This window comes from Winogradskyella poriferorum, assembly GCF_036553625.1.
GTDB lineage: Bacteria > Bacteroidota > Bacteroidia > Flavobacteriales > Flavobacteriaceae > Winogradskyella > Winogradskyella poriferorum.
Genome location: NZ_JAZHOU010000003.1, coordinates 152,767 through 177,939, shown reverse-complemented (window position 1 = coordinate 177,939; position 25,173 = coordinate 152,767). Strand labels below are relative to the sequence as shown.

27 protein-coding genes are annotated in these 25,173 nt (G+C 33.3%); 10 read left to right on the top strand and 17 right to left on the bottom strand.

Annotated elements, in window-relative coordinates; all coding sequences use genetic code 11:
* Positions 1–35: 35 nt before the first annotated feature.
* The 5 genes from V1468_RS10385 to rpsF all read right to left on the bottom strand — a co-directional run bounded on the left by V1468_RS10385 (position 36) and on the right by rpsF (position 2,680).
* Entirely contained in the window at positions 36–509 is a 474-nt protein-coding gene (locus V1468_RS10385; protein ID WP_331810175.1) for a DUF6495 family protein, read from the bottom strand.
* A gap of 119 nt (positions 510–628) precedes the next feature.
* Entirely contained in the window at positions 629–1,498 is an 870-nt protein-coding gene (locus V1468_RS10380; RefSeq protein WP_331810174.1) for a glycerophosphodiester phosphodiesterase family protein, read from the bottom strand.
* 70 nt (positions 1,499–1,568) lie between these two features.
* The gene (gene rplI, locus V1468_RS10375; protein WP_331810173.1) at positions 1,569–2,030 is read right to left on the bottom strand and encodes a 50S ribosomal protein L9; all 462 of its coding nucleotides are present in this window, start codon (positions 2,028–2,030) and stop codon (positions 1,569–1,571) included.
* 12 nt (positions 2,031–2,042) lie between these two features.
* The gene (gene rpsR, locus V1468_RS10370) at positions 2,043–2,342 is read right to left on the bottom strand and encodes a 30S ribosomal protein S18 (protein ID WP_171032511.1); all 300 of its coding nucleotides are present in this window, start codon (positions 2,340–2,342) and stop codon (positions 2,043–2,045) included.
* Positions 2,342–2,680 carry a 30S ribosomal protein S6 gene (gene rpsF, locus V1468_RS10365; RefSeq protein WP_331810172.1) on the bottom strand — a complete coding sequence of 113 codons (339 nt, stop codon included), beginning with the start codon at positions 2,678–2,680 and terminating at the stop codon, positions 2,342–2,344. Before rpsF ends, rpsR begins: the two co-directional genes overlap by 1 nt.
* A 203-nt stretch (positions 2,681–2,883) precedes the next feature.
* Between rpsF and V1468_RS10360 the strand changes: the two genes are divergently transcribed.
* The gene (locus V1468_RS10360; protein WP_076620930.1) at positions 2,884–3,579 is read left to right on the top strand and encodes a LytR/AlgR family response regulator transcription factor; all 696 of its coding nucleotides are present in this window, start codon (positions 2,884–2,886) and stop codon (positions 3,577–3,579) included.
* 248 nt (positions 3,580–3,827) lie between these two features.
* Here V1468_RS10360 and priA read toward each other — a convergent pair whose 3' ends face one another.
* Genes priA through nadC form a run of 3 tightly spaced genes read right to left on the bottom strand, consistent with a single transcriptional unit; the run spans position 3,828 to position 8,159 of the window.
* Entirely contained in the window at positions 3,828–6,281 is a 2,454-nt protein-coding gene (gene priA / locus V1468_RS10355) for a replication restart helicase PriA (protein ID WP_331810171.1), read from the bottom strand.
* A 21-nt stretch (positions 6,282–6,302) separates the two neighbouring features.
* Positions 6,303–7,253 carry a YihY/virulence factor BrkB family protein gene (locus tag V1468_RS10350; RefSeq protein ID WP_331810170.1) on the bottom strand — a complete coding sequence of 317 codons (951 nt, stop codon included), beginning with the start codon at positions 7,251–7,253 and terminating at the stop codon, positions 6,303–6,305.
* A gap of 48 nt (positions 7,254–7,301) precedes the next feature.
* The gene (gene nadC, locus V1468_RS10345; protein WP_331810169.1) at positions 7,302–8,159 is read right to left on the bottom strand and encodes a carboxylating nicotinate-nucleotide diphosphorylase; all 858 of its coding nucleotides are present in this window, start codon (positions 8,157–8,159) and stop codon (positions 7,302–7,304) included.
* Positions 8,160–8,369: 210 nt separating this feature from the next.
* On the opposite strand from nadC, the gene rlmH reads away from it, so the two are divergent.
* Positions 8,370–8,843, top strand: coding sequence for a 23S rRNA (pseudouridine(1915)-N(3))-methyltransferase RlmH (gene rlmH, locus V1468_RS10340; protein WP_304140797.1), 474 nt, complete (start codon positions 8,370–8,372; stop codon positions 8,841–8,843).
* Positions 8,844–8,897: 54 nt separating this feature from the next.
* Here rlmH and hpf read toward each other — a convergent pair whose 3' ends face one another.
* Complete coding sequence (gene hpf, locus V1468_RS10335; protein ID WP_304140799.1) at positions 8,898–9,197, bottom strand: ribosome hibernation-promoting factor, HPF/YfiA family; 300 nt, start codon at positions 9,195–9,197, stop codon at positions 8,898–8,900.
* A gap of 155 nt (positions 9,198–9,352) precedes the next feature.
* On the opposite strand from hpf, the gene V1468_RS10330 reads away from it, so the two are divergent.
* From V1468_RS10330 to V1468_RS10320, 3 genes are all read left to right on the top strand, one after another.
* A complete protein-coding gene (locus V1468_RS10330; protein WP_331810168.1) occupies positions 9,353–9,928 on the top strand; it encodes a non-canonical purine NTP diphosphatase in 576 nt (191 codons plus the stop codon).
* Positions 9,929–9,993: 65 nt separating this feature from the next.
* Positions 9,994–10,500: a DUF3124 domain-containing protein gene (locus tag V1468_RS10325; RefSeq protein ID WP_331810167.1), complete on the top strand. Its 507-nt coding sequence runs from the start codon at positions 9,994–9,996 to the stop codon at positions 10,498–10,500.
* Positions 10,501–10,507: 7 nt separating this feature from the next.
* Positions 10,508–11,122: a MarC family protein gene (locus V1468_RS10320; RefSeq protein ID WP_331810166.1), complete on the top strand. Its 615-nt coding sequence runs from the start codon at positions 10,508–10,510 to the stop codon at positions 11,120–11,122.
* A gap of 15 nt (positions 11,123–11,137) precedes the next feature.
* Here the strand turns inward: V1468_RS10320 and V1468_RS10315 are convergent, their stop codons facing one another.
* Positions 11,138–11,620, bottom strand: coding sequence for a hypothetical protein (locus tag V1468_RS10315; RefSeq protein WP_331810165.1), 483 nt, complete (start codon positions 11,618–11,620; stop codon positions 11,138–11,140).
* 234 nt (positions 11,621–11,854) lie between these two features.
* Here V1468_RS10315 and V1468_RS10310 point away from each other — a divergent pair, with 234 nt between their 5' ends.
* Entirely contained in the window at positions 11,855–13,651 is a 1,797-nt protein-coding gene (locus tag V1468_RS10310) for a DEAD/DEAH box helicase (protein ID WP_331810164.1), read from the top strand.
* A gap of 10 nt (positions 13,652–13,661) precedes the next feature.
* On the opposite strand, the gene V1468_RS10305 is transcribed toward V1468_RS10310, so the two are convergent.
* Complete coding sequence (locus tag V1468_RS10305) at positions 13,662–16,022, bottom strand: T9SS type B sorting domain-containing protein (RefSeq protein ID WP_331810163.1); 2,361 nt, start codon at positions 16,020–16,022, stop codon at positions 13,662–13,664.
* 161 nt (positions 16,023–16,183) lie between these two features.
* On the opposite strand from V1468_RS10305, the gene V1468_RS10300 reads away from it, so the two are divergent.
* The gene (locus tag V1468_RS10300; RefSeq protein WP_331810162.1) at positions 16,184–16,993 is read left to right on the top strand and encodes a carboxypeptidase-like regulatory domain-containing protein; all 810 of its coding nucleotides are present in this window, start codon (positions 16,184–16,186) and stop codon (positions 16,991–16,993) included.
* A 6-nt stretch (positions 16,994–16,999) separates the two neighbouring features.
* Here the strand turns inward: V1468_RS10300 and V1468_RS10295 are convergent, their stop codons facing one another.
* From V1468_RS10295 to V1468_RS10285, 3 genes are all read right to left on the bottom strand, one after another.
* Positions 17,000–17,362 (bottom strand): VOC family protein, encoded by a 363-nt coding sequence (locus V1468_RS10295; RefSeq protein WP_331810161.1) that lies wholly within the window; start codon positions 17,360–17,362, stop codon positions 17,000–17,002.
* Positions 17,363–17,497: 135 nt separating this feature from the next.
* A complete protein-coding gene (locus tag V1468_RS10290; RefSeq protein WP_331810160.1) occupies positions 17,498–18,028 on the bottom strand; it encodes an SRPBCC family protein in 531 nt (176 codons plus the stop codon).
* Between the two features lie 40 nt (positions 18,029–18,068).
* The gene (locus V1468_RS10285) at positions 18,069–18,725 is read right to left on the bottom strand and encodes a TrmH family RNA methyltransferase (RefSeq protein ID WP_331810159.1); all 657 of its coding nucleotides are present in this window, start codon (positions 18,723–18,725) and stop codon (positions 18,069–18,071) included.
* 36 nt (positions 18,726–18,761) lie between these two features.
* On the opposite strand from V1468_RS10285, the gene V1468_RS10280 reads away from it, so the two are divergent.
* Entirely contained in the window at positions 18,762–19,964 is a 1,203-nt protein-coding gene (locus V1468_RS10280) for a hypothetical protein (protein ID WP_331810158.1), read from the top strand.
* Between the two features lie 4 nt (positions 19,965–19,968).
* Entirely contained in the window at positions 19,969–20,640 is a 672-nt protein-coding gene (locus V1468_RS10275) for an SIR2 family NAD-dependent protein deacylase (protein WP_331810157.1), read from the top strand.
* 88 nt (positions 20,641–20,728) lie between these two features.
* Here V1468_RS10275 and V1468_RS10270 read toward each other — a convergent pair whose 3' ends face one another.
* Together V1468_RS10270 and V1468_RS10265 are read right to left on the bottom strand one after the other, a co-directional pair.
* Positions 20,729–21,676 (bottom strand): NAD(P)H-dependent flavin oxidoreductase, encoded by a 948-nt coding sequence (locus V1468_RS10270; protein WP_331810156.1) that lies wholly within the window; start codon positions 21,674–21,676, stop codon positions 20,729–20,731.
* Between the two features lie 50 nt (positions 21,677–21,726).
* Positions 21,727–22,956 (bottom strand): class I SAM-dependent rRNA methyltransferase, encoded by a 1,230-nt coding sequence (locus V1468_RS10265; protein WP_331810155.1) that lies wholly within the window; start codon positions 22,954–22,956, stop codon positions 21,727–21,729.
* A 215-nt stretch (positions 22,957–23,171) separates the two neighbouring features.
* On the opposite strand from V1468_RS10265, the gene V1468_RS10260 reads away from it, so the two are divergent.
* Entirely contained in the window at positions 23,172–23,837 is a 666-nt protein-coding gene (locus tag V1468_RS10260) for a NeuD/PglB/VioB family sugar acetyltransferase (RefSeq protein ID WP_331810154.1), read from the top strand.
* On the opposite strand, the gene V1468_RS10255 is transcribed toward V1468_RS10260, so the two are convergent.
* Positions 23,838–25,121, bottom strand: coding sequence for a phenylacetate--CoA ligase family protein (locus V1468_RS10255; RefSeq protein WP_331810153.1), 1,284 nt, complete (start codon positions 25,119–25,121; stop codon positions 23,838–23,840).
* Between the last annotated feature and the right edge of the window lie 52 nt (positions 25,122–25,173).

Sequence of the window (25,173 nt, the reverse complement as noted above, 5' to 3'; positions counted from 1 at the left end):
CCTTTTTTGCTGAGAGATACCTGCTTTTGCAGGTATTAGTTCCTAATCAACTTTTCAAAATACTGAAACAACTCACCTTTGGTAATATTAGCACCTTGTTGAATTAACTTAAATATATCCTGATGTTTATCCTCTGAGTAATCTTTCTTTGCGTTGAAAAATTCAATATCATCAGACAATAAGTTATCCCTTAACCACTGAAATCCTTCTTTTGTTGTTAAATCAGTTTTATCTTCCTTTAATTTAAGCGCTATTAAGTGCATGTCGTTTTCTCTACACTTAAAAAGATGAATCTGATTTGGTGAAATATGCTCCAAGTATTCTACTTTACTCAACACACCATACCAAACCAAGTCACTAAAAACATCTAGCTCTTGCTCTGCGGCTTCTGGTTTGTTTTTCTTAATGTCTTCCCATTCATCAGCAGTTATAGATTGTGTTGCCAAAAAATTAATAAATTCCTGGTGTAACTCTTCAAACTGCTCTTTTGTTAATCTTGCGTATTTCATAATATTTCCCACGAAAGTGGGAATCTCTTTTAATTATACTCTATTTTATATTTGTTTCTCATTTCCACTTCGACTGCGCTCAGTGTGACATCCTCATCTTTAAGATAGAGAATTTACATTTAATCAATCGCCTTGTAAGCCTCAAAAGGTCTATCTGTTGCTAAAATATCAACTCCCTGTTTTTTCCATCCTAGATATAACTCATCGCCTCTTGCTTCTGCTTGTTTATCTAAGTTGCCTAATGTACCCAAAATGCAAACTATATCTTCGTTGTGTAATCTCTGATATAACGATTTGTCAGACATACGTGTACCAGTAAAAGCAAGCATATTTTCTGTAGGTATTTTGGTTTTTAATAATCTATCAAACTCTTCATGATTTCTTGCTGAAACCGAAAGTAAAATATCTGGTGCTAATGCATAAGCAGATTGAGCTTGTTCAACATCATAAGTTATAATAATGCTTATGTCTTTTGCATCAGCTGCGTCTATAGCATTTATAACATCTTTTTGGCTAACGCTTCTCTTAATATCAATAGTTAAAATAACATTGTTTGCTTTACTCCATTCTAAAACTTCAGAAAATAGTGGGATTTTATAATTGGTCTGGTTTCCAAAATCGTCCACTAGATTAAAGTTCTTTAATTCTTTATATGTCAAATTCTTCACAGAGCCATTGCCTGTTGTGGTTCTGTCTATAGAATTATCATGCATTAAAATTAATTTTCCATCTTTTGTTTGGGCCACATCAATTTCAAAAATTGCAGAAATACTATCACTGACATATTGTATAGTTTCTAAACAATTTTCAGGATAATACTTTAAACCTTTCCCTCCGCGATGTACACTTATATTTGGATAATCGGATCTTGAAGGCTTAAAAAGCTCAATGAGTTTCGATTTTTGTACTTGAGCTTCCTGATCATTTGATTTAGCTTTTTTACATGCTACCAAGCTAATAATGGCAAGTAGTAGTAACAGTCTTTTCATGGAATATAACTGAATAAAAAAACCGCTTAGAATACTAAACGGCTTTTATTAATATTTGATTTGAAGATTGTTACGCCTCTGCAACAACTTCAAAAGTAAAATCAACATTTACAGATCTGTGTAAACGAATTACTGCTTCGTACTGACCTAAACGTTTAATGTTACCACCGTTGATAGAAATATATTTTTTATCAACTTCGTGACCTTCGTTTCTTAATGCTTCAGCTAAATCCATATTAGTTATAGAACCAAATAGTTTATCTCCAGCTGTTGCTCCTGTACCTGCTTTTGCAGTAATTTTAATATCTAATGCCTTTAAAGCTTCTGCTGTTTTTTCTGCTTCAGCTATAATAGATTTTTCTTTAAAAGCACGTTGCTTTAAAGTCTCTGCTAAAACTTTTTTAGCAGAAGCTGTAGCCATTACAGCGTGTCCTTGAGGAATTAAAAAGTTTCTACCATAACCGCTCTTTACTGTTACAATATCGTCTTTAAATCCTAAATTCTCAACGTCTTGTTTTAATATAAGTTCCATTGTTATGATATTTTATTTTAATAAATCAGCAACATATGGCATTAAAGCTAAATGTCTAGCTCTTTTTACTGCCACAGATACTTTTCTTTGGTATTTTAAAGAAGTTCCTGTTAAACGTCTTGGTAATAACTTACCTTGCTCGTTCACAAAGCTTAATAAGAAATCTGGATCTTTGTAATCTATATACTTAATACCAGACTTTTTAAAACGACAATACTTCTTTGTCTTTTGAGTCTCTATATTTAATGGTGTAAGATATCTAATCTCACCATCTTTTTTTCCTTTTGCTTGTTGTTCTATTGATGACATAATTAAGCTTTTTGTTTGTTTCTTTGTCTTCTCTTTTCAGCCCAAGCAATTGCGTGCTTGTCTAGCTTTACAGTTAAATAACGCATAAAACGCTCATCACGTCTAAACTCTAGCTCTAAAGTTTCAATAACTTCACCAGCTACTTGGTACTCAAATAAGTGATAAAAACCACTCTTTTTGTTTTGGATTGGGTAAGCTAATTTTTTTAAGCCCCAATCTTCTTTAGCTATCATCTTTGCACCTTTAGAAACAAGAAAATCCTCATATTTCTTAACTGTCTCCTTTATCTGTTCTTCAGATAAAACGGGATTCAAGATGAAAACAGTTTCATAATGATTCATAATAAATTATATTTGTTTATTGTTAAAACGGCTGCAAAAATACATATAATTTCTAATTCAGACAATGTTTTTAGATGTAAAGTTTCAAACATTTTTCTGCAATAAAGATTATGTTAAATTTTACAGTTTGTCGGTAAAATTTGTTTTTTAACCGAAATTATTGTACTATTGTCGATATCTTAACCTAATAAATTATTAATGTTATGACTTTAAACTGTGTAGTTGTTGATGATTCTGCGATTCAGCGCCTCTCTATAGTAAAGTTAATCGAGAATCATTCCTCGCTCAACCTTATTGCAGAGTACAGCAGTGCGTTAGAAACAAAAAACGGTCTTAATACTCATAAAGTAGATCTTATCTTTTTAGATATAGAAATGCCTGTATTAAACGGTTTTGAACTCTTAGATGTACTCAACAACAAACCCCAAATTATTTTTGTTACAGGTAAAACCGAATATGCTTTTAAAGCATTTAATTACGACGCTACCGACTATCTTCAAAAACCAATCACAAAAGAACGTTTTAACACTGCTGTAGAAAAAGCTATTGAGCAGCATAAGTTAAAATTAGACTTTAACGAAACTGATGGCGAGCACATCTTTGTGAAGAGTAACCTTAAAAAACGTAAAGTTTATATTAAGGATATTAAATGGATTGAAGCTTTAGGCGACTATGTAAAAGTTGTAACAGAAGAAAACAGCCTTGTAGTATTATCTACAATGAAAGCTTTTGAAAAGGAGCTACCGGAAGGGAAATTTTTGAGAATCCACAAATCTTATATTGTGAATTTAGATAAAATTGACCGCTTTAACAGTAAGAATGTTGAAGTAGGTGCTTATGAGATTCCTTTGAGTCGAAATAAGAAAACACAATTAGTAGATGCTTTGAATAATATGTAGAATGACTACCTTTTTCAGAATATCTCAATAATACACATTGAAATAAAAAATCCCAGCAGTACTGTTGGGATTTTTTTGTTTAAACGGTTGTATATTTTGACGTCAGTTCGAGTGATTTTGAGGAACGTAAAATTGTATCGAGAACTTTTTGATTTCTAAAATTCTAATTCTCGATACAAATTTTTCTCATTTCAATCGAAAAATCCACTCGAACTGACGAATTTCACCAAAATTTTCTATGGTTTGTTTTAATAGTTATCCACATTCAATACCACTCTCACAGACCTAAAATCCTTAACAGCATTAAAACTGTTATCTATTTTCATAATAGCTTCTTTGGTTTTAGAAAGCGATTGATTTTGCGGAATCTTGATTAAGATGTTTTTATTAAATAAATTCCGTATTCTGGAAATTGGCGGAAATTCTGGCCCTAAAACATTTGCTTTAAAGACTTGTCGCAAAGATTTAGCATACCAATCTGCTGCTAAATTTACTCTGTTATAATCTTTATGCCTTAACGTAATTTTAATTAAACGATAGATTGGTGGATATTTAAAGTTGTAACGATCGTTCATTTGCTCTGCATACATTTCCTTGTAAGCATTTGTAGACACCTGCTGTAAAATATTGTGGTGTGGATTATAAGTTTGAATTAGCACCTTTCCTCTTATATCAGTTCGGCCTGCTCTACCTGACACTTGTGTCATTAATTGATAGCTGCGCTCATGTGCTCTAAAATCTGGGAAATTGAGTAAGTTATCGGCATTCATAATACCCACCAGCTTTACATGTCTAAAATCCAAGCCTTTGGTAAGCATTTGTGTTCCTACCAAAATATCTATTTCACGCTGTTCAAACTTTGTGATGATTTTTTCAAAACCATGCTTTCCTCTTGTGGTATCTAAATCCATCCGAGCCACTTTGTTTTCTGGAAAAAGCACTTTTACCTCTTCTTCTATCTGCTCTGTACCAAATCCTTTGGTATCTAGAGTAGCATTTCCACAAGCCTGACATGTTTTTGGAGTTACTGTATGGTAACCACAATAATGACAGCGAAGTTGATCTCTGTATTGATGGTATGTTAAGCTTACATCGCAATTAGGACATTGTGGTGAGTTACCACAAGTTGTGCACTCTACGATTGGCGAAAATCCTCTTCTATTCTGAAACAATATAATTTGAAAACCTTCATCTAAGGTTTCTGTCATTTCTTCAATTAAACGGTCCGAAAAATGACCTTTCATACGTTTACGCTTGTACTTATCTGCCAAATCTACCAATTCTATATCTGGCATAAGTACATTGTTGAAACGTGTTTTTAATTCTACAAATCCATATTTACCTTGACTAGCATTAAAATAACTTTCTAAACTTGGTGTTGCCGAGCCTAAAAGTGTTTTAGCCTTGTGAATGTTAGCTAGCACGACAGCAGCATCTCTGGCATGGTATCGTGGTGCTGGGTCAAATTGTTTGTACGATTGCTCGTGTTCTTCATCTACTATGATTAAGCCTAAATTAGAAAACGGCAACAACAAAGCCGAACGTGCTCCAATAACCAATTGCGCTTTCTCTAAATTGTTCTTTAAATTTTGCCAAACCTCAACGCGCTCGTTACTAGAATATCTACTATGAAAAACCGCAACCTTTTCTCCAAAATAATCCTGAAGACGTTGCACCAATTGCGTTGTTAAAGCTATTTCTGGCAATAAGTACAATACTTGCCTACCCAAATTTAGCTGCTCTTCTATGAGCTTTACATAGATTTCTGTTTTACCAGATGATGTTACACCATGTAAAAGTGTTACTGGTTTAGTCTTAAAATCAACTTTAATGCTCTCAAGTGCTTTGGTTTGAGCATCACTCAATTGCTTGGTTTGCTCATCACCTTCACCTTCAAACTGCACTCTATCGGTTTGAATGTAATATTCCTCTAAAATAGACTTATCAATCAGTGCTTTAATAATAGCTGATGATGCACCACTAGATTCACTTAATTCTGAAACTTTTATTGGTTTTTGTTCTGAAGCTTCGAGTGTAAACAAGGTTAAAATAACCTCGCGCTGTTTTGGTGCTCTGCTTAAAATTTCTAATAACTCCTGAAGTTTTTCTTCAGATTTATGTGATTCATGAAGCTTTACATAGCGCACCAATTTTGGTTTATATTTTTCATAAAGTTCTTCTTGCAATTGCAATACGCCTTTTTCTACTAAACGATTTACGACTGGAAGAATTCGTTTTTTATCTAAAATAGAAACCACATCTTCAATCTTTAAAGACGATTGATATTGCAAAGCTTCATAGATTAAAAACTCATCATCTTTAAGGTCAGCTTCTGAGATGTCAGCATTTTCATTTCTAATAAGAATAGTTTCGCTTTCTATGATAAACGCATTTGGCATTGCTGCTCGCATTACCTCACCAAGACTGCACATATAATATTTAGCAATCCACTCCCAATGCTTCAGTTGTAATTCGGTTACAACAGGCGCTTCATCTAAAATTTGATGAATGGTTTTTGCTTCATATGCTGTAGGTTCATTATTATGAATTTTATATGCTAAAGCTGTATAAATTTTGCTTTTACCAAAGGGCACAGCCACTCGCATACCTGTTTTGAGGAATTGTGCTTCTGCCTCAGTAATATGATAGGTAAACGCTTTTTGAAGCGGTATTGGCAATATGACATCTAGAAAATAGGTCATCTAAAATTCTCTGAAACTGTTTTAATTAGCTTTATTATCGTTGTTGTTTATTTTACTCAGCAATCTTAATGATGCATTTAACTCATATCCTAAAAGCAAAATATTAGCATTTAACCATAGGTAAAATACTAAAATCAGTAGAGCTCCAATAGAGCCATATAACTTGTTGTATTGCGAAAAATTATCAATATAAATACCAAAGAGATAAGATGTAAGAATAATAAGTAAAGTAGTAAGCAATGCTCCTACTGAAAAAAACCTAGTATGTCTTCCTTCCTTTGTACCAAAGTAATATAGGGTTGCTGTGGCTAAATAGACCATAAGTATAAAAAAGAGATACTTTACAACTGCAATCCACTGCTCTGCTGTTGCTTTTTCGGTTTCTAAAGCATCATTTAATGGTGTTATAATATAGATTTCTGTATACCCAAAGAAAGCCACAGTTAAGAGTACTAAAACCGCCAAAATAAGTGCTACACCAAGAGCGTACATGTATTGTTGAAATACATTACGTGTTAACTGCTCGTGATACGAGTTTTCGAAACCAGAAAACACGGCATTTACACCATTTGCCATTAATAACATAGATAACAAAAAAACTGAAGACAACAATCCTGCCCCTGAGCCGCCACTTATATTTTCAAAAATATTCGCAAAGAAAAACTCTGAGGTTTGTGGTGGTAAAAAATCGTTTAGAAAACGCTCAAACTCAACCTGAAATCCATCAATTGGTATGTATGGCATTAAAATAATTACGAATAGTAAAAAGGGAAATATAGCAGTAAAAAAACTAAAAGCAATGGCACTGGCTCTCGTCGTTAATGCGCCTTTAACAATACCTCTTAAATAAAGCTCTAGCAAATCGTAGATAGACAAACCTTCAAAACCTGGCAATCGGACTTGCTTAAAAAAGCGAACTACAATATTAATTACAGGGATTTTATCTAGTTTATCTTCTATATGTTTTGTCATTCAGCTTTAGAGATTTAGACTACTTAGACGGTTAGATTTTTAGACTTTCTAGACAGCTTTTAAACTTAAGTCCATATTATAAACAGAGTGTGTCAATGCACCAGATGAAATATAATCTACACCACATTCTGCATACTGCCTTACCGTTTTTTCATTAATGCCACCAGACGATTCTGTAAGACATTGCTCACCTATAAGCTTTACTGCTTTTCTAGTATCCTCATAATTAAAATTATCGATAAGAATACGATATACACCACCACAATCTAATATTTCTTTAATTTCTTCAAGGTCACGTGCTTCAACAATAATTTTTAAATCTCTATTAGTATCCTTAAGGTATTGTTTGGTTTGCTCAATGGATCTGGTTACTCCACCTGCAAAATCTATATGATTGTCTTTTAGCATAATCATATCATACAATGCAAACCTGTGGTTTTCTCCACCTCCAATCTTTACAGCCCATTTTTCAAGTGCTCTAATACCTGGAGTCGTTTTTCGAGTATCTAAAATTTTGGTTCCTGTACCTTCTAATAAATCCACAAACTTTCTGGTTTTAGTTGCTATAGCACTCATACGTTGCATAGCATTAAGCACCAAACGCTCCGCTTTAAGAATAGACTGTGAAGATCCTTCTACATAAAATGCAATATCTCCATACTTCACCTTACTCCCATCTTCAATAAGTGTTTCAACTTTCATGTCTTTATCTACGTAAGCAAAGACTTGTTTAGCAAATTCAATACCAGCAATAATACCGCTGTCTTTTACTAAAAGTTTAGCTTTTCCGGTAGCTGAAGTTGGTATGCAAGCCAAAGAACTATGATCGCCATCTCCTACATCTTCCCTAATGGCATTGGCTATAATTAAATCTATTTCGGTTTGGAATTGTTCTTTTGAAATCATGAGATGTTTTATTTAGTGTAAAAATAGGAATTGAAATTTGAAAAGTTTAATAAATCTTACGTCAGTTGGAGTGAATTTATCAGCAAAACGAATAAATTTGTACTTCGACAAGCTCAGTAGAACTATCGAGAACCAGCTACACAAGACTTGTTGATACAATTCCAATTTCGATAGCAACCGAAATGAAATTACTCGAAGTGACAAAAGCATATGAATATTAAACTCATCGCCATAGGTAAAACAGACAATAAAAATCTTCAGACCTTAATTGAAGATTACAAAAAACGACTGAGCTACTATATTAAATTTGAATTTGAGATTATACCAGATCTTAAAAAAGTGAAGCATCTTTCTGAAGAACAACAAAAAGAAAAGGAAGGAGAATTAATTTTAGCTAAAACTCAAAACTCTGATGTGCTAATTTTATTGGATGAAAACGGAAAACAAATGGATTCTGTAGCGTTTTCTAACTACCTACAAAAGCACATGAATTCAGGAATAAAAACTTTAATTTTTGTTATTGGAGGCCCTTATGGATTTTCAGAAGAGATTTATAAAAGAGCCAATGGAAAATTAGGATTGTCTAAAATGACATTTTCGCATCAAATGGTTCGCTTATTTTTTATAGAACAATTATACAGAGGGTTTACTATTTTAAAGAACGAACCATATCATCATAGATAACCAACCGAGTAAACCCTCTGGCATAATTAAACGTCGAAACGTTTTATTTCAATTTTAGTGTGTTTTAAAAACTTCTTTTCGCTTTTTTAATTGACGTGTTAAATCGTTTATAGTTTCATTTACAGCCAATTCGTAAGAGGCCTTGTTTGATGTTGCAAAAATGCGTGGACCAGGAAGACTCAATTCTATGTTACAAATTTTACCTGCTTCGTGGTCTTTGTCATCGTGTTTAATGTAAACCTGAGCTGAAATTAAGAACTCAAATTTATCTGCTAATTTTTTTAACTTTTCTGTTGTAAACGCTGATAATGTTTCACTTACATCTGTGTTTACATATTGAAAATTTACCGTCATAATTTTACTTGTTTTAATTAATAATTCCTTTATCTAATATACGACAATTTACAGGAGGTATAACTGATAATTATCATAAAGTAAAGCTAAATATTTAATAATACACGGACTTTCTCAAGCAATAATTATAAGCTATTTTTGACAAAAATATGTCTATGCAAATTGTATTCGCTACCAATAATAAAAACAAGATAAAAGAAGTACAATCTTTGGTTCCAGAACACATCAAACTTCTAAGTTTAGAAGATATTGGTTGCCATGAAGAAATCCCTGAAACCACTGGTACTATAGAAGGTAATGCACAGCAAAAAGCTAATTATGTAAAAGACAATTATGGTTACGATTGCTTTGCAGATGACACAGGTTTAGAAGTAGAAGCCTTAAATGGTGAACCTGGAGTAGACACAGCATACTATGCTGGTCCGCAACGCAATCCTGACGATAATATGAACAAATTACTTTCTAACCTTAAAAATGCGACTTCTCGTTCTGCTCAGTTTAAAACCGTTATTGCTTTGCACCTCAATGGTGAACTAAAAACTTTTACCGGAATCTGCAAAGGTGAAATTACAACAGAAAAACAAGGCTATAAAGGTTTTGGTTACGATCCTATCTTTAAAGCTAAAGACTATACCAAAACTTTTGCTGAGATTTCTTTAGAAGAAAAAAACAAAATAGGCCATCGTGGTAAGGCTGTTTCGCAGTTGATTGAATTTTTAAATCAGTTTTAACAAAAATTATAAGGACTTATCTACTTTACTATTATCTTTAATTGTACATAAAACAAAAGAAGCTTATGAAATTTCATTATTTACTTTTTATAATACTTTTAGTTTTCAGTTGCGAAACGAAAAAAGAAAACACCTCCTTAAATCCTGAAAATTGGTCTAAAAGAGCTGTAAAGTTAAAGGCATCGGACTCCTTAGAGTATGGAAAGTCTTATCTATCCATTTATTCTCAAATATATAGCTTAACGGAACACACAAAGCATAATTTAACCTCTATGGTAAGTATGCGAAACACAAGTGACAAAGACACTATTTATCTTTTAAGAGCTGAATATTATGATACTCATGGTAAATCCGTAAGGAAATACTTTGACTTTCCTATATTCCTTGCACCTATGGAAACAACAGAAATTGTAATAGACGAAATTGACGTTTCTGGAGGTACAGGCTCTAACTTTATTTTTGAATGGAAAACACCAAATAATTGCCCAGAACCACTTTTTGAAGGTGTTATGACCTCAACCATGGGACAACAAGGTTTATCTTTTACAACTCTTGCTAAGAGAATTGAATAGTTATAGTATGGCAGAAATCTTATCAACTGTATTCTTAATATTTGCAGTAATAGATCCTATTGGGTCCATACCTGTTTATTTAGAGGCCACTAAAGAGTTTGATCTTGTACATAAAAAGAAAATAGCAATAAGGGCTTGCATCGTAGCCTTTTTGATACTTCTCTTTTTTATAGTTATAGGACAGCTTATATTAGAAGGTATGTCTGTATCTTTAGATGCTTTTCAGATTTCTGGTGGAGTCATTCTTTTTCTATTTGCTCTAACAATGATTTTTGGTGTAGGGAAACCAGAACAAGAAAAGAGTAGTATTACAGATTATAAGCATGTTACTGTTTTTCCGATAGCTATACCATCTATAGCATCGCCTGGTGCTATAATGGCAGTCGTATTAATGACAAACAATCATATTTATTCTATAAAGCAACAAACTTTTACAACATTGATTGTATTATGCGTGGTTGGTATAACTTGTCTTATTTTACTTGCAGCAACCAAGTTACAGAAAGTTATTGGAGACTATGGTATTACAGTTTTAAGTAAAGTTATGGGACTTATTTTAGCATCTTATGCCATACAAAGCATTTTGAATGGCATAAGTAACTACTTTACTAATATTCAATAGTGATTTGTACTAAAGTTATTTCTTTATTCCTGAATTAAGAGCAGAATCTATTGCTTCTGAATATTTTTTATCTGCACCAACTTCTAGCATTCCTACAAGCATTAAGCAAGTATCTTTATCTATTTCATAGCAATAAACCTTGTTATTTAACTTTACACCTTCTGCTTCAGAGTTTCCATACATATAAAGCACTTTAATGCCATTAATTTCTTTCTCTCCAGAACTTGTAATTTCAAAGTTTTGAGTAGAAGCGTTTTCTTTTAATTTTTTCTTTGCAGCCTCATAGTTTTCAGGCACGTACATTCCCATAACAACTGCTTTAGGACTCTCTGAAACGTAGGTATTCTGCGTTACAGACATAAATAGTTCGCTGTCAACAGTGATGTCTACTTTTTTAGACATTAACTCTATGCCACGTGCTTGTTTTTCTGCTTCAGTTTCTTGAGCATTAGCAAAAACACCTAGAAAAAGTAATGCAATAATTACTAATTTTTTCATTATATAAATTTTAAATTTCTCAAATATAGAATTAATTCGAGCAAAATTTTCTACTTAATTTTATTAATAGCCATATAGTCAAATAAAAGAGTATCTTTGCGCCAAAATTCGCGTATATTAAATCAAACGCGAAAACCTCAGAGAGAGGTGTGTTACAAGAAGTTTTGGTTTAAGTATGTCGATACGCTTCTAATGTAACACTACATTAATTTATCGCATACATTAAAAACAAGAATGAGTACATTCCAACAACTTGGTCTTAATGAAGACCTTCTTAATGGTATTTCAGATTTAGGATTTGAAACACCAAGTGAAATCCAACAAAAAGCAATTCCGGTATTATTAGAAGAGGAGCGCGACCTTGTAGCATTGGCGCAAACCGGTACAGGAAAAACCGCAGCATTTGGTTTTCCGATGCTACAAAAAATTGACGTTAACAGCAGAACCACGCAAGGGCTTATACTTTCTCCTACCAGAGAATTGTGTTTGCAAATCACTAATGAGTTAAAACTTTACGGTAAATATTGCAAAGGCTTAAATGTTGTTGCCATTTATGGTGGTGCAAGCGTAACAGACCAAGCCAAGCAAATAAAAAAAGGTGCACAAATTGTTGTCGCTACTCCTGGTCGTATGAAAGATATGATTAGCCGTAACCTGGTTGACATTTCTAAAATACAATACAGTGTATTAGACGAAGCTGATGAAATGTTAAACATGGGCTTTTATGAAGATATTACAGATATCTTGTCGCACACACCAACAGATAAAAGTACCTGGTTATTCTCTGCAACGATGCCTAAAGAAGTGGCTAGCATTGCAAAAGAATTTATGTACGATCCTATTGAAATCACAGTAGGTAACAAAAACGAAAGTACAAGCAATGTTTCTCATGAGTATTATTTAGTAAATGGTCGTGATCGTTATTTGGCTTTAAAGCGTTTGGCAGATGCTAATCCAGATATTTTCTCGGTAATTTTCTGCAGAACAAAACGTGATACACAAAAGATTGCTGAAAAGCTTATTGAAGATGGCTACAGTGCTGGTGCACTACATGGAGATTTAAGTCAAAATCAACGTGATTTAGTTATGAAATCCTTTAGAAACAAGCAAATACAAATGCTTGTAGCTACAGATGTTGCAGCGCGTGGTATTGATGTAGATGATATTACACACGTTATCAATTACCAATTACCAGACGAAATTGAAACCTACACACACCGTTCTGGACGTACAGGTAGAGCTGGTAAAACTGGTGTTTCAATGGTTATTGTTGCTAAGAGCGAAGTACGAAAAATTAAAAGCATAGAGCGCATCATTAAAAGACAGTTTGAAAAGAAAGACATTCCTTCTGGAATGGAAATCTGCGAAGTGCAATTAATGAGCTTGGCCAACAAGATTCACAATACTGAAGTTAATCACGAAATTGATAAATACTTAGACAGCATTAACGAACTATTTGAAGATACAGAAAAGGACGAATTAATTAAAAAGTTCTTTTCGGTTGAATTTACACGTTTCTTTAACTATTATAAAAACTCAAAAGATCTTGCAGTTTCAGATTCAGGTCGTAGTAGTGATGATGGTGGAAGAGCATCTGGTTCGGACACGCGCTACTTTATAAACGTTGGTCGTAAAGATGGCTATGACTGGATGTCTTTAAAGGATTTCTTAAAAGAAGTTTTAGAACTTGGCAGAGATGATGTCTTTAAAGTTGATGTAAAGGATAGTTTTTCATTCTTTAACACAGAAAAAGAGAATGAAGAAAAAGTCTTGGCATTTTTTACAGATTTTAAGTATAACGGTCGCTTTGTTAATGTAGAAGTTAGTGAAAACAAAGGTCGTAGTGGTGGCGGAAGACGCGACAGAGGTCGTGGTGGAAAACGCAAGGGCAACAATGATAGACCTAGAGGCGAAAGACGCTCTAGACGTAGTAATGACTCTAATAAGCCAGAAGGAAGACGCTCCGAAAGATCTCCTAAAAAAGGAAGACGTTCAGCATCTGACAGACCTCGCAGATCTAGAAGAAAATAAAAGAAGACGTTTAGCGTTTAAGACTAAAATGACCTGTGTAAACTTTATTTTTACCAGGTCTTTTTATTTTGAACCAGTAGTCTGCTGCAGGCATTTTTGCTCCATCATAAGTACCATCCCATCCCAAAGAGTTTGGTGGTATCTGTGCAAGAAGCTTACCATATCTATCATAAATGAGGATTTCATTATCAGGCTCTGAATCTGAAAATTCAATTTGCCAATATTCATTTACACCATCTCCATTGGGTGAAAAAAATCTAGGATAATACAATAAGTAAACCTCTTGTGTTACGATACCACAATTATTTTTGTCCCTAACGTAAACAACATATTCACCTGGTAAAAGGTTAGAAAACACACTCTCATCTTGGTAAGTAACATTATCTAGAGAATATTCATAATCGCCAATGCCATCAACAAAAACTGAAATTGTGTTATCGTTTTCTGTCCAATCTGTAACTTCAACATTAGTAATCAAAGCTTCATCAGATTCAACAACTGTAAACAATCTATTAGCTGCACAAGTTATTTCACCTTGAGATGTTTGTAAACTATTGATCACCTCTACAGCATAATTACCTGTTGTATTTACAGTAATAGATTCCGTGGTCTCTCCATTAGACCAATTGTAATAATCGAAACCCTCACCTGCACTTAACACAACAGATTCATTGGTGCACAAATACACTATATCTTCACTAGATATCGGTGTTTCTAAAACATGTAATTGAAAACTTGTAAGGTCAAAACAATCGGGACTAAGGCTATTCTGCACTCTAACATAAATGGTTTGGGTATTGCTTATATTTTCATAATTGGTTTCTAAAGGATCTATATTATCAATAGCATTTTCTTCAGATAAATGATATGTTATATTAACACCTGGCAGGTTATAAATTTCACTATCCTTAGTACTTAAATCAAAAAATTGGTAACCACCATTCTCAATATCATCACAACGGTACATATCTTCTGGAGTGTTTGCTACCGGAAAATTATTTATAGTAACAATATTAGTTATGTAAAAGGTTTCTCCTGGCGCATTTATTTCTGCAGAAATAGTATACGAACCTGCATTTTGATAGTAATGCGTTGGATTGGTTTCCGTTGAAGTGAAGCCATCACCAAAATCCCAAATTATAGAATTTATTTCTGTGTTAGAATTTAGGCTAAATTCTGTTCCTTGTCCTAGACATGTGCCTTGCGTAATGATTGAAAAATTAAAAAAAGAAGATATAAAAGGTGGCAAGCCAGCTCCACAAAATCGATTTCCTAAACTCACAGCATTTTGTGAATAATTTGACGCAAACCCAATTTCATCAGGGTTTTCAATAACATCCAAAAATTGTTCTTGAGCTCTTGCAATGTATATTTTTCCATCTACAGCAAGCTGAAGTGCTCCTAATATAGTATTAGTACCACTATCATCATAAAGCGTCGTTACAGAATTTATCATATCATTTGCCGTGGATAAGGTTAAATCAAATTGAAATAACCGGCTTGTAGTAAAACCAAATAAAAAGTTTTGATCTGTTACATACAGCAAATTGCTATCTGGTGAAAATTCAATTCCGTATGCTCCTGAAGCTGGACCTGTTGAAAAAAATCCATTGCCAATTAGAATTGGGTTAGAAACAATACCTGTTGTGTTATCGAAATCAAAAATTTCAACTACACTATTTCCAGACCAAGAGGCCAAAGCTAATCGAGATGCATCAGGAGAAATCTTTAAATATCCTTTTGAATCTAAACCGTTATCTCCGTGCTCCTCTCCTACTGAAGATATTACTGGCACGATGTTAACACCTGCTGTTGTTACCTGATAAGACAAAAAGTTATTATTATTCCAATCGTGTGTTACTACCCAAAAATCTATTCCATTTGCATGTTTAACAGCAGATATCTTTTCTGTCGTAAAGGCATTTAATTCTATATTCTTTTGATTAGTAATGTCACCATTTCCGCCATTTAAAGTCATATTTACTTCAGAATATCTAAGGCCATTAGGTCCAGCCAAATCGTCTACAGTGAAAATATAAAAAATTGAAACGTCTCCAGGTTTAGGAACAATAATAGCAGACTGTGTACTCGAGGAGTCACCTGTAAGGCCTGTACCATTAGGCATTATATTATGCTGCTTATCCCAAACAGTAATTCCGTCGGTATAGAAAAGTAAATCACCATTATTTTCAGAAATTGTAGCACAACCTTCATCTGTAACCAGCTCACCATTTGTTAGTGCAATAGGATTCCCTGTACTAAAATCCAATCCTGCATTAATACCAAAATACCATTTTGAAGCTTCAGCTTGTGCCGATATACTGAAATTGACAAGCACCATTAATACTAGTAAGCAGGCTATTTTATTCAAAATTTATTTTTTTCAGCAGTCTTTTATTTGAGAATCTTTTTCAAAAAAGATTAAGCAACAATATAGGAAAAGCCGTTAGATGTTGTTAATATTTAGTCAAATCTTTTGCCAAAAACAGCAAAATCCGTTTTGTTTATTACCTTTACATTGTATTTAACACTATGCGACACCTACTATTAATAATTTTATGCTTCACTACAGTTTATAGCTATAGTCAAGATAGTACTGCCACAAAAACTCCTGAAACAGTTAAAGGAACCATTACTAGTTCTACCACTAATGGTCCTTTGAGTGAAGTAAATATTGTGAATATTAATCAGGTAGTTGGTACAGCTACGGATGATGAAGGAAAGTTTGAACTTAAAGCAAAAGTAAACGATACACTACACTTATCGTATTTGGGCTATAAGTCTATTAAAGTAAGAGTTACAAATGACTGGTTAAAATTTGGTAATACAGAAATTGTAATGACCGAATTAGCCCTAGCGCTAGAAGAAGTTACAGTTAAATCGTTGGAGCTTACTGGATACTTAGAAGTGGATATTAAACAAATACCCATAACCAACAATAACCAATATCGTATTTCTGGGTTGTATGGTAAAGCCTACGAAGGCGGAAAACCTAATATCGCTACCAAAGTTTTAGGTGCTATTTTTAATCCTGCTGATTTTCTTTATAACATGTTTGGCAAAAAGCCAAATGAAATGCACAAGCTCAAAAAGATTAAGGAAGATGACGAAATTAGAAACCAGTTAGCTAAGCGTTTTGACAGAGAAATGCTCATGGTTTTACTACAAGTTACCAAGTACGATTTAGATGAAATCGTTAATCAGTGTAACTATTCTAAAGACTTTATAAACACTGCAAACGATCTTCAAATCCTAGATGCTATAAGCGAATGCTACGAAGAATACAAAGTAATTCAGCGCAGCAAAGAACGTAAAAGCAAGAAGAAAAAAGATAAAGCTTAAAAATTCTTAAGCATTAGAGTGCAAAGCCACTCTGTTTCCTTCGGTATCTATAAACACTCCCATAAAACCGTGTTCATCTGAGATCTTTGTTTTAGGTTGATAAATTTTACCACCTGCAGCTTCTACTCTATCCAACTCATTCTGCACATCTTTAGAGATAAAATAAACCAACGTACCTTCTTGACTTGGAATATACGACTCTTGTTTTATCAAAGTACCTGTTGCCCCTTCGCTATCATTATGATTTGGAAACCATCCCATCTGTAAACCTCCAAAATCTACCTCCTTTATTTCAACTTTAAATACGGTTTCGTAAAAATTTTTAGCACGAGACATATCACTTACAGGAATTTCGAACCATCCTACCATAGCTTCTGTTATTTAATTTTCTTCAATTTCAGTGGTTTTACGTAGAACATTACATCGTGAATTTATGTTGAAAACATTCTCGATACTAATTTTATTCATTTACATTCATAAAATTCACTCGAATTGACGTCAGTTTTATTTAGATTCTAAAATTTGTTTTAAATCATTTAAGCCTTCTTCAAAATCCTTTCCTACTGTTTTATCCATATTAAAGAATAAAAAGAAAATGTTTGAAGGCATCTTATTTACACCTTTAAATCCCCAAACGACCTCAGTTGTATTTTCGTCAATAGCCCTCGTTGTTAAGTAAGCATCAGATTGGGATTTCCATGGCTTGTAAAAACGCAATTGACTTTCAACAGATTGGTTCTCTGTAATATTAGTAATTTCTTGTTCGCCTGTACCAACATCTTTGTTCCCTTCCCATCTTGCAATAAAACCAACGGTAGCATCTGTTCCTGTGTGCTCCTGTTTCATATTAGGGTCTTTCTTTTTCCAAGGTGACCATTCATCCTGATTTTTAATATACTTTAAGTAATTAAAAACTTCACCTATAGGTTTATTTATTGTAATACTTCGGCTAACATTATAGGTCTTTGGTGCAATTAACGCCAATAATACAATTAGGGCTATAATTGACAGTACAATGTAAAGTGCAGTCATCATAATTTTTGATTTTTTTAGTTAGTACTTAAAATTACAAAAATTAATATTGCGATTTGTAGCGTTCTATAATAGCATCGTAATCTTTCAAGTTTTTTTTGATCCAGTCAAAACGTTTTTCAATTACTTCTTCTTTTGTTAATTGCCAATCTAAATCAGACTTACGCAACCTTGAAGTCACATGTTGAAGAATTATTGCTGCTGATACTGAAATGTTTAAACTCTCAGTAAAACCTACCATAGGTATTTTTAAAAAACAGTCGGCTTCATCTAATACATTTTGGGATAGGCCTTCGGTTTCGCGTCCAAAAAAGAAACATGATGGTTTGGTAATATCAAAATCTATAAGATCACAATCTTCTGCATGAGGACTTGTTGCAACAATTTGATAGCCCTTAGCCTTTAAATCCTTTATACAAGATTTGGTGGTATGATAACGGTTAAGGTCTACCCATTTTTGAGCTCCCATAGCTATTTCTCTATCAATGCGTTTAGAGTTTATCTCTTCAACTATATTTACTTCTTGTATACCAAACACATCACAAGAACGAATAACAGCACTGGTATTATGCAACTGATACACATCTTCTGTAGCTACAGTAAAATGTTTGGTTCGCTGTGCTAGTACTTTTTTAAATCGCTCTCTTCTGTTTTCTGTGAGATAGGACTCTAAATATTCTAGAAGCTTTGTTTCATTCATAAAAAGATTATATTTATTGATTAATAAGATACCACTATGAAGCTAAAATACCTTACCTCTATTCTGTTTCTTTTAATTTTTCAATCTGTAATTGCTTTTCAGGACAAATCTATTTGTTCTTGTGAATTACTCAAAGAATCTAAGGAAAATGATGAAAAAGTTGCAACCGTTGCAAAAGAAATAGAAGCTTCATTTCATGACTTAAGTACAGATGGATTCAAAAAATATTTTGACACTAAATCTTTTAAACAAAAACTAGTAAGTGGTATTGATGTTGACTCTAATAAATCTTACGTTAAAGGCTTTTTAAATGGTGTTGGAAAAGCAGGAGATAAATTAGCTCTAAAAATAATTGATGAGATTGAATATGGCGCTTACTACAACCTTATTAATTACAGCTATAATATAGTAGAAAAGTCTTACTACTTTACTTTTAGAATGTATTCTGAAGAAACTGGTATTAATTACCACGATTACAGAGTTTGCTCTGATGGCGAAAATATTAAAGTCAATGACATTTACATTTACTTATCTGGCGAACATCTATCAGAAACATTGAACCGTCTTTTTAAAATGTCTTTAGAAGACGAAATAAATAATACTAATGATTCTAAAGAAAGTACTGTAAATAGTATGTTTAAAGTAACAAGAGCACAAAGGTTATTGCAAAAAGGAAAGTCTAAAGAAGCTTACGAAATTGTTAACAGCATTACAGGACCAATGAAAAATGAAAAGTTCTTCCTTTTGATTAAAGCCTTAATTGCCTCATCATACGATGAGAAAATATATGAAAACACGCTCGGTGAATTTGCTGAATTATATCCTGATGATCCTACTCTATATTTAAAACTTATTGACTATTATTTTCTGAAAGAAAACTACAAAATGGTTCATATTTATATAGACAAACTCATCTTTGAAACAGAAGATGATTTCTTAAATCTAATGAAAGCTCATGCATATTTACTACAAGAAGACTATATAAACGCTGAGAAAAGTTATAACTATATTAAGATTAATTATCCTGCTAGTTTTTCTGCACATATTGGTGAAATGGTAAGCCTTACTTTTCAAAATCGTTTTGAAGAAACCTTAGCTATTGCCCAAAATCTAGTTGATGATGGTTATGACAAAAAGGAATTAACCGATTTTTTTGAAGAAAAGGAACTCGATGGCTCTAATCAACTCCAAGCCTTTGTAGAATCTACAATATATAAGAACTGGAAAGCTAAACCTTAAGAAAATGAAACACATCGTCGTATTAACAGGTGCTGGAATGAGTGCTGAAAGTGGTGTAAAAACCTTTAGAGACCATGATGGACTCTGGGAAGGACATGATGTTATGAAAGTAGCTTCACCAGAAGGTTTTAGAGAAAATCCTGAATTAGTTTTAGACTTCTACAATCAAAGACGTCGACAACTTAAGGAAGTACAACCCAACCAAGCACATAAAAATATCGCTTTACTCGAAGCCAACCACAAAGTTACAATTGTAACTCAAAATGTAGATGATTTGCATGAGCGTGCTGGTAGCACAAATGTAGTACATCTTCATGGTGAACTTAAAAAAGTAAGAAGCACAGGAAACCCAAGAGATATAAAGGTCTGGACAGAAGACATAAACCTTGGTGACACGTGTGAAAAAGGGTATCAATTAAGACCACACATTGTTTGGTTTGGGGAAGATGTACCTATGATTGAAAAAGCTGTTGAAATTTGCATTACAGCAGATATACTTTTAATAATTGGTACAAGTATGCAAGTGTATCCTGCAGCTGGTTTAATGCATTATGTTAGTGATGATACTCCAATTTACTACATAGACCCTAAACCTGCTGTGGTTAGGAATCAGAATATTAATGTAATTGCTAAAACCGCTACAGAAGGCATGAAAGAGATTCTTAAAATGCTTTAATAAAAATCTTAAATAATCTCTCTATACATCTCGAAAATTGATAACAATCTAAAAGAGGTCCTTCTTTAGCCAAAAATATTCATTCAATCTAGCCAACAAGCTTAGCTACGATATCTTTTACAGGTAAAATTTCTTTAGTATGTTCTATACTTGGCCCAGCAACCCAAACCGTTTTATAGGTGGCCTTTTTCGCTGCTTTTTCAGTAGCTTTCATACCTATTGAAAAACGAATCATTTTTACCCACTTTTTAAGCTTTCGATTTTTGTTAAGTAAATTTTCTATCCAAGTAGCTTTAGTTCCTATTTTTTGAACATAAGGTGTATTAATCACAGTACAAGGAGTACCAGAAATACGCTCTGTCATTACAATATCCTTTGCACCATAATCGACACAAGCCTGCTTATATTCGTCTGTAACTCCAGCTTCTTCTGATGCTATAAACGGACTACCAACCGATACACCAACAGCTCCATAACTCAACATTTTGTCTATATCTGACTTCTGCCCAACTCCACCTGCTGAGATTACTGGTATTTTTAAATTTTCAACCAAATTAGAAATTAAATCCTTTGGTGAAATATTACCACGATGTCCACCAGCTTCATTATTAACAGCAACAACAGCATCCGCACCCAAACCTTCAACCTTTTGCGCAAAACGTAGATCTGTAATATCACAAAACACTTTAATACCAACAGCGTGTGCCTCTCTAATGGTTTCCTCTGGACTTCCTAATGAGGTTAAAATAAAATCGCAACCTTCTTCACAAATTACTCTTAGTTGGTCCTTTGCTTTTGGGTTAGATTTATTAACTATTAGGTTAAAACCAAAAGCTCCTCCTTCTACCTTATTAGCTTTTAATTCCTTTATTGCTGCTCTTAATTCATCTAGTGTTCTATAGTTAAGAGCCGGAATACAACCTGCAATACCGCATTTCATAGCTTCGGTAACCATAGCTACGTTAGACACCAAAAACATAGGCGCTTGTATTATAGGGTATTTTATATTGAGTAGTTCGGTTAGTTTAGTTTGCATCTTAATTAAGTTTGTTCAAATATAAAAAATATTATGCATGCATAACACTTTTATTCTAAAAAGCGATAATAACCGCATTTTAAGTAAGCACCTTCAGGAAAGGTAACAGGATGATCAATATCGTGCTTTGTTTTTAAAAGGGTTTCAAACAATCGACCTTGAGCATTTAAAACATTTTGATTTAAATCGAAAAACGACTGTCCTGTAACTCTAGATGAACACGAAGCCAGCACCAACAAACCTTGTTTTGCCGTGAGCTTTTCACCTAATTCTGCCAACTGTTTGTATTTCTTCTTTGCCAATTCTATTTCACTTTGTTGCTTAGCAAAACTTGGTGGATCTATAACAACGACATCAAAAGTCTTTTTTTGTTTTATGAGATTTTCCATTTCCACGAATGCATCACCAGAAATCGTTGTATGAACTCCAGAATAATCGTTTAACTTTCCATTTTCTCTGGCAACATCAAGCGCTTGTTTGCTAATATCTAAGCTGGTGACCTCTGTAGCTCCATTAGCTAATGCATGTACTGAGAATCCGCCAGCATAAGAAAATACATCGAGCATGGTTTTACCTTTACTCCACTCACCAACACGTCTTCTATTGTCTCTATGATCTAAAAAATAGCCTGTTTTGTGGCCTTTTAAAACATTTGCTGAAAAATGGACTCCATGCTCTACAAACTTTACAACTTCATTGTCTAAGGTACCATAAACTACTTCTCCATCGGTAAAAGTATGATGAGTGCTGTTCTCTAATTGTCGGCTCAATCTTAACACTATGGTTTCAGCATTAGAGGTCTCTTGAAGACTTTCTAAAATCCATTCTAAATATGGCAACCATATTTCAGAGTACAATTTTACAACCAAAACGGTATCGTAAACATCTGCTATTAAACCTGGAAATCCGTCATTTTCACCAAACAATAACCGATAGCTGTTGGTTTTGGTTTCAAGTAGTTCTTCACGCTTTTGATTGGCAGTTTCTATTTTTTGTTGAAAAAATTCATGATTAATAACTGCTTTTGTCTGCGCATTATGAATCATCTTAATACAAATTGGCGATTTGGCATCATATAATCCAATTCCAATAACCTTGTTTTTATTCTTGCTAAAAACAATGGCAAGATCACCTGTTTTCGCATCATCATTTATCTTAACAATACTATTAGAAAACACCCAAGGATGACCTTTCACAACAGATTGTTCTCCTTTTGCATTAAGCTTTACTGCTAAGTTTTTAGGTTTTATTTCTACTGAAAAAGATCTATTAAATGCCATAAATTGTCTAAAATTGAAATACTAAATTTCAAAAAATTACTGCAAAAATAGCTCTAAATAGTACAAGATTTTCACATTTAATGGATGAAATTACACTGTTCAGCGTGATTACTGCTGTAATTAACAATGAATGGATATCTTCGAACCGTAACCAAATCTACTTTGACAATTCGATTGTTGACCCTAGACCAATTAATTTGTCAAAACCTAATGAAATGAAAAATATAGTAATTTATGGTGCTTCTGGACATGCTAAAATGATTGTTGACATTATTTTAAAGAATAATGACTACAACCTCATCGGTTTTACAGACTCTTATAAACCTGTTAATTCTGCTGTATATGGTTATAAAATTATTGGAAACCTAGACTCACTTTCCGTTCTAATTAAAAAGTTTAATATAGAAGGTATTGTTATTGGCATTGGTGACAATGACCTAAGATTAAGTATATACAGAAGTATTAAAAAAATAGCACCAAAGATTGAATTTGTACCTGTTGTTCATCCAAGTGCAATTTTAGCAGAAGACATATTAGTACCAGAAGGTGCTGTTTTAATGGCAGGCACTATTGTAAATGCTAATGCTAAGCTAGGTAAATTCTGTCTTTTAAACACAAAAGCATCACTAGGACACGATTCTGTGATGTCTGATTTTTCTAGTCTTTCTTCTGGCGTTACTATCGCTGGAAATGTTAGTATTGGTTTTTGCTCATCTATATGTTTAAGCGCTTCAGTGAGCCAAGGCATTACCATCGGAGATTATACAGTTATTGGTGGTGCTTCATTAGTTTTAAAATCTATAGGCGATTTTAAATTAGCCTATGGTGTTCCTATCCATACCGAAAAAGATAGAACCTTAGATTTGATGCATACTGCCTAATTACTTGTAATACTCGTTTACCACTTCGCGTCGTTTACCAGACGATAAAAGCGGAATTTCATTTACATAGTTAATCTTTATGACAGCATCATCACCAAAATGAGCTTTATAGTCTGTGATGATTTTGGCTTCATCAACTTTAGTATCTGTATTGAGATTGATATGATACTCTTTTTTAGTTTTTTGAACGAGTTGAAACTGTCTAAACTTACCATAATCCATTAATCGCAATGATAAATGTGATGGAATTAAATTTCCTTTAGTATCGTAAAGTTGATCTACTTTTCTACCCGAAATATTAGTAAAGTATTCTATTCCATTTTCTTCTTCCACAATTCCAATATCACCTGTATCGTAGCGCAACAAAGGTGTTGCAAAATTATAAAGATCTGTAAGTACTATTCTACCTGGTTTACCATATGGTACTGTAGCATCTGAATCCAGCTCTAGAACTTCCATAACGTAACTAGAATCATTAATTCTGAAGCGTTGGTCATTAGGGCTAACTTGTTGTGCCATGATACCTGTTTCGTTGTTTGAATAACGTGACAAAGGTGTTACACCAAAATAGTGTTCTGTCTGATTTCTGGTATAATCATTTAAGGCCTCAGACATGGTAATTATGGACTTGGTCTTAAACTGAATTGGGTTGTGTTCTAACCTATCGATGTATTTACAAATTTTTTCTAAGGCTGTAGGATAAGTCAAAAAACTAATCTCTTCATTTCGTTTATTCAATTTTGAAATAAGCTGCTCCATACCATTATCTGAAAGATTGAGGATATTCCATGGCATAAAGTTTTTCAATAAGAAATTAAAACGCAATTTGCTATCAATTCGTTTTGGCCAAATTCTGATAAAGACCAAAAAATCACCAACTTCATAACCCGATTTTTGTGAAAAGTAAATATTATCAGCCTGTACTTTATAAACCTTTTCAGGATTTTGATAAAGACTAAAAGGTGAACCTGTTGAGCCACTTGTTGAAGCTACTTTACATGCTTTCTTGTTAAATTTTGAAGAAAAAAAAGCATCAAAATCTTCTCTAATAATATTCTTATTGATTACAGGAAAATCTTGAAGGGTGTTAAACTCTTTATTTTTGTAAAATGATGTGGTCTGCTTTGCACGTGCAATCAACTTATTCAATTGTTTTGCATTTTCATTTTTAGACCATTCTCGATTTTCTGCCTCTAAAATTGCGTAAGTTCGTTTACATAGCTGCTTTAAAGGCTGACCTTTAATCTTATCTAGAAACCAAAAAATGTTTCGTCTTAAATTCAACTTCTTTTGTTGTTAATTATCTGCATAAAAATAAAAAAACGCAACCAAATGA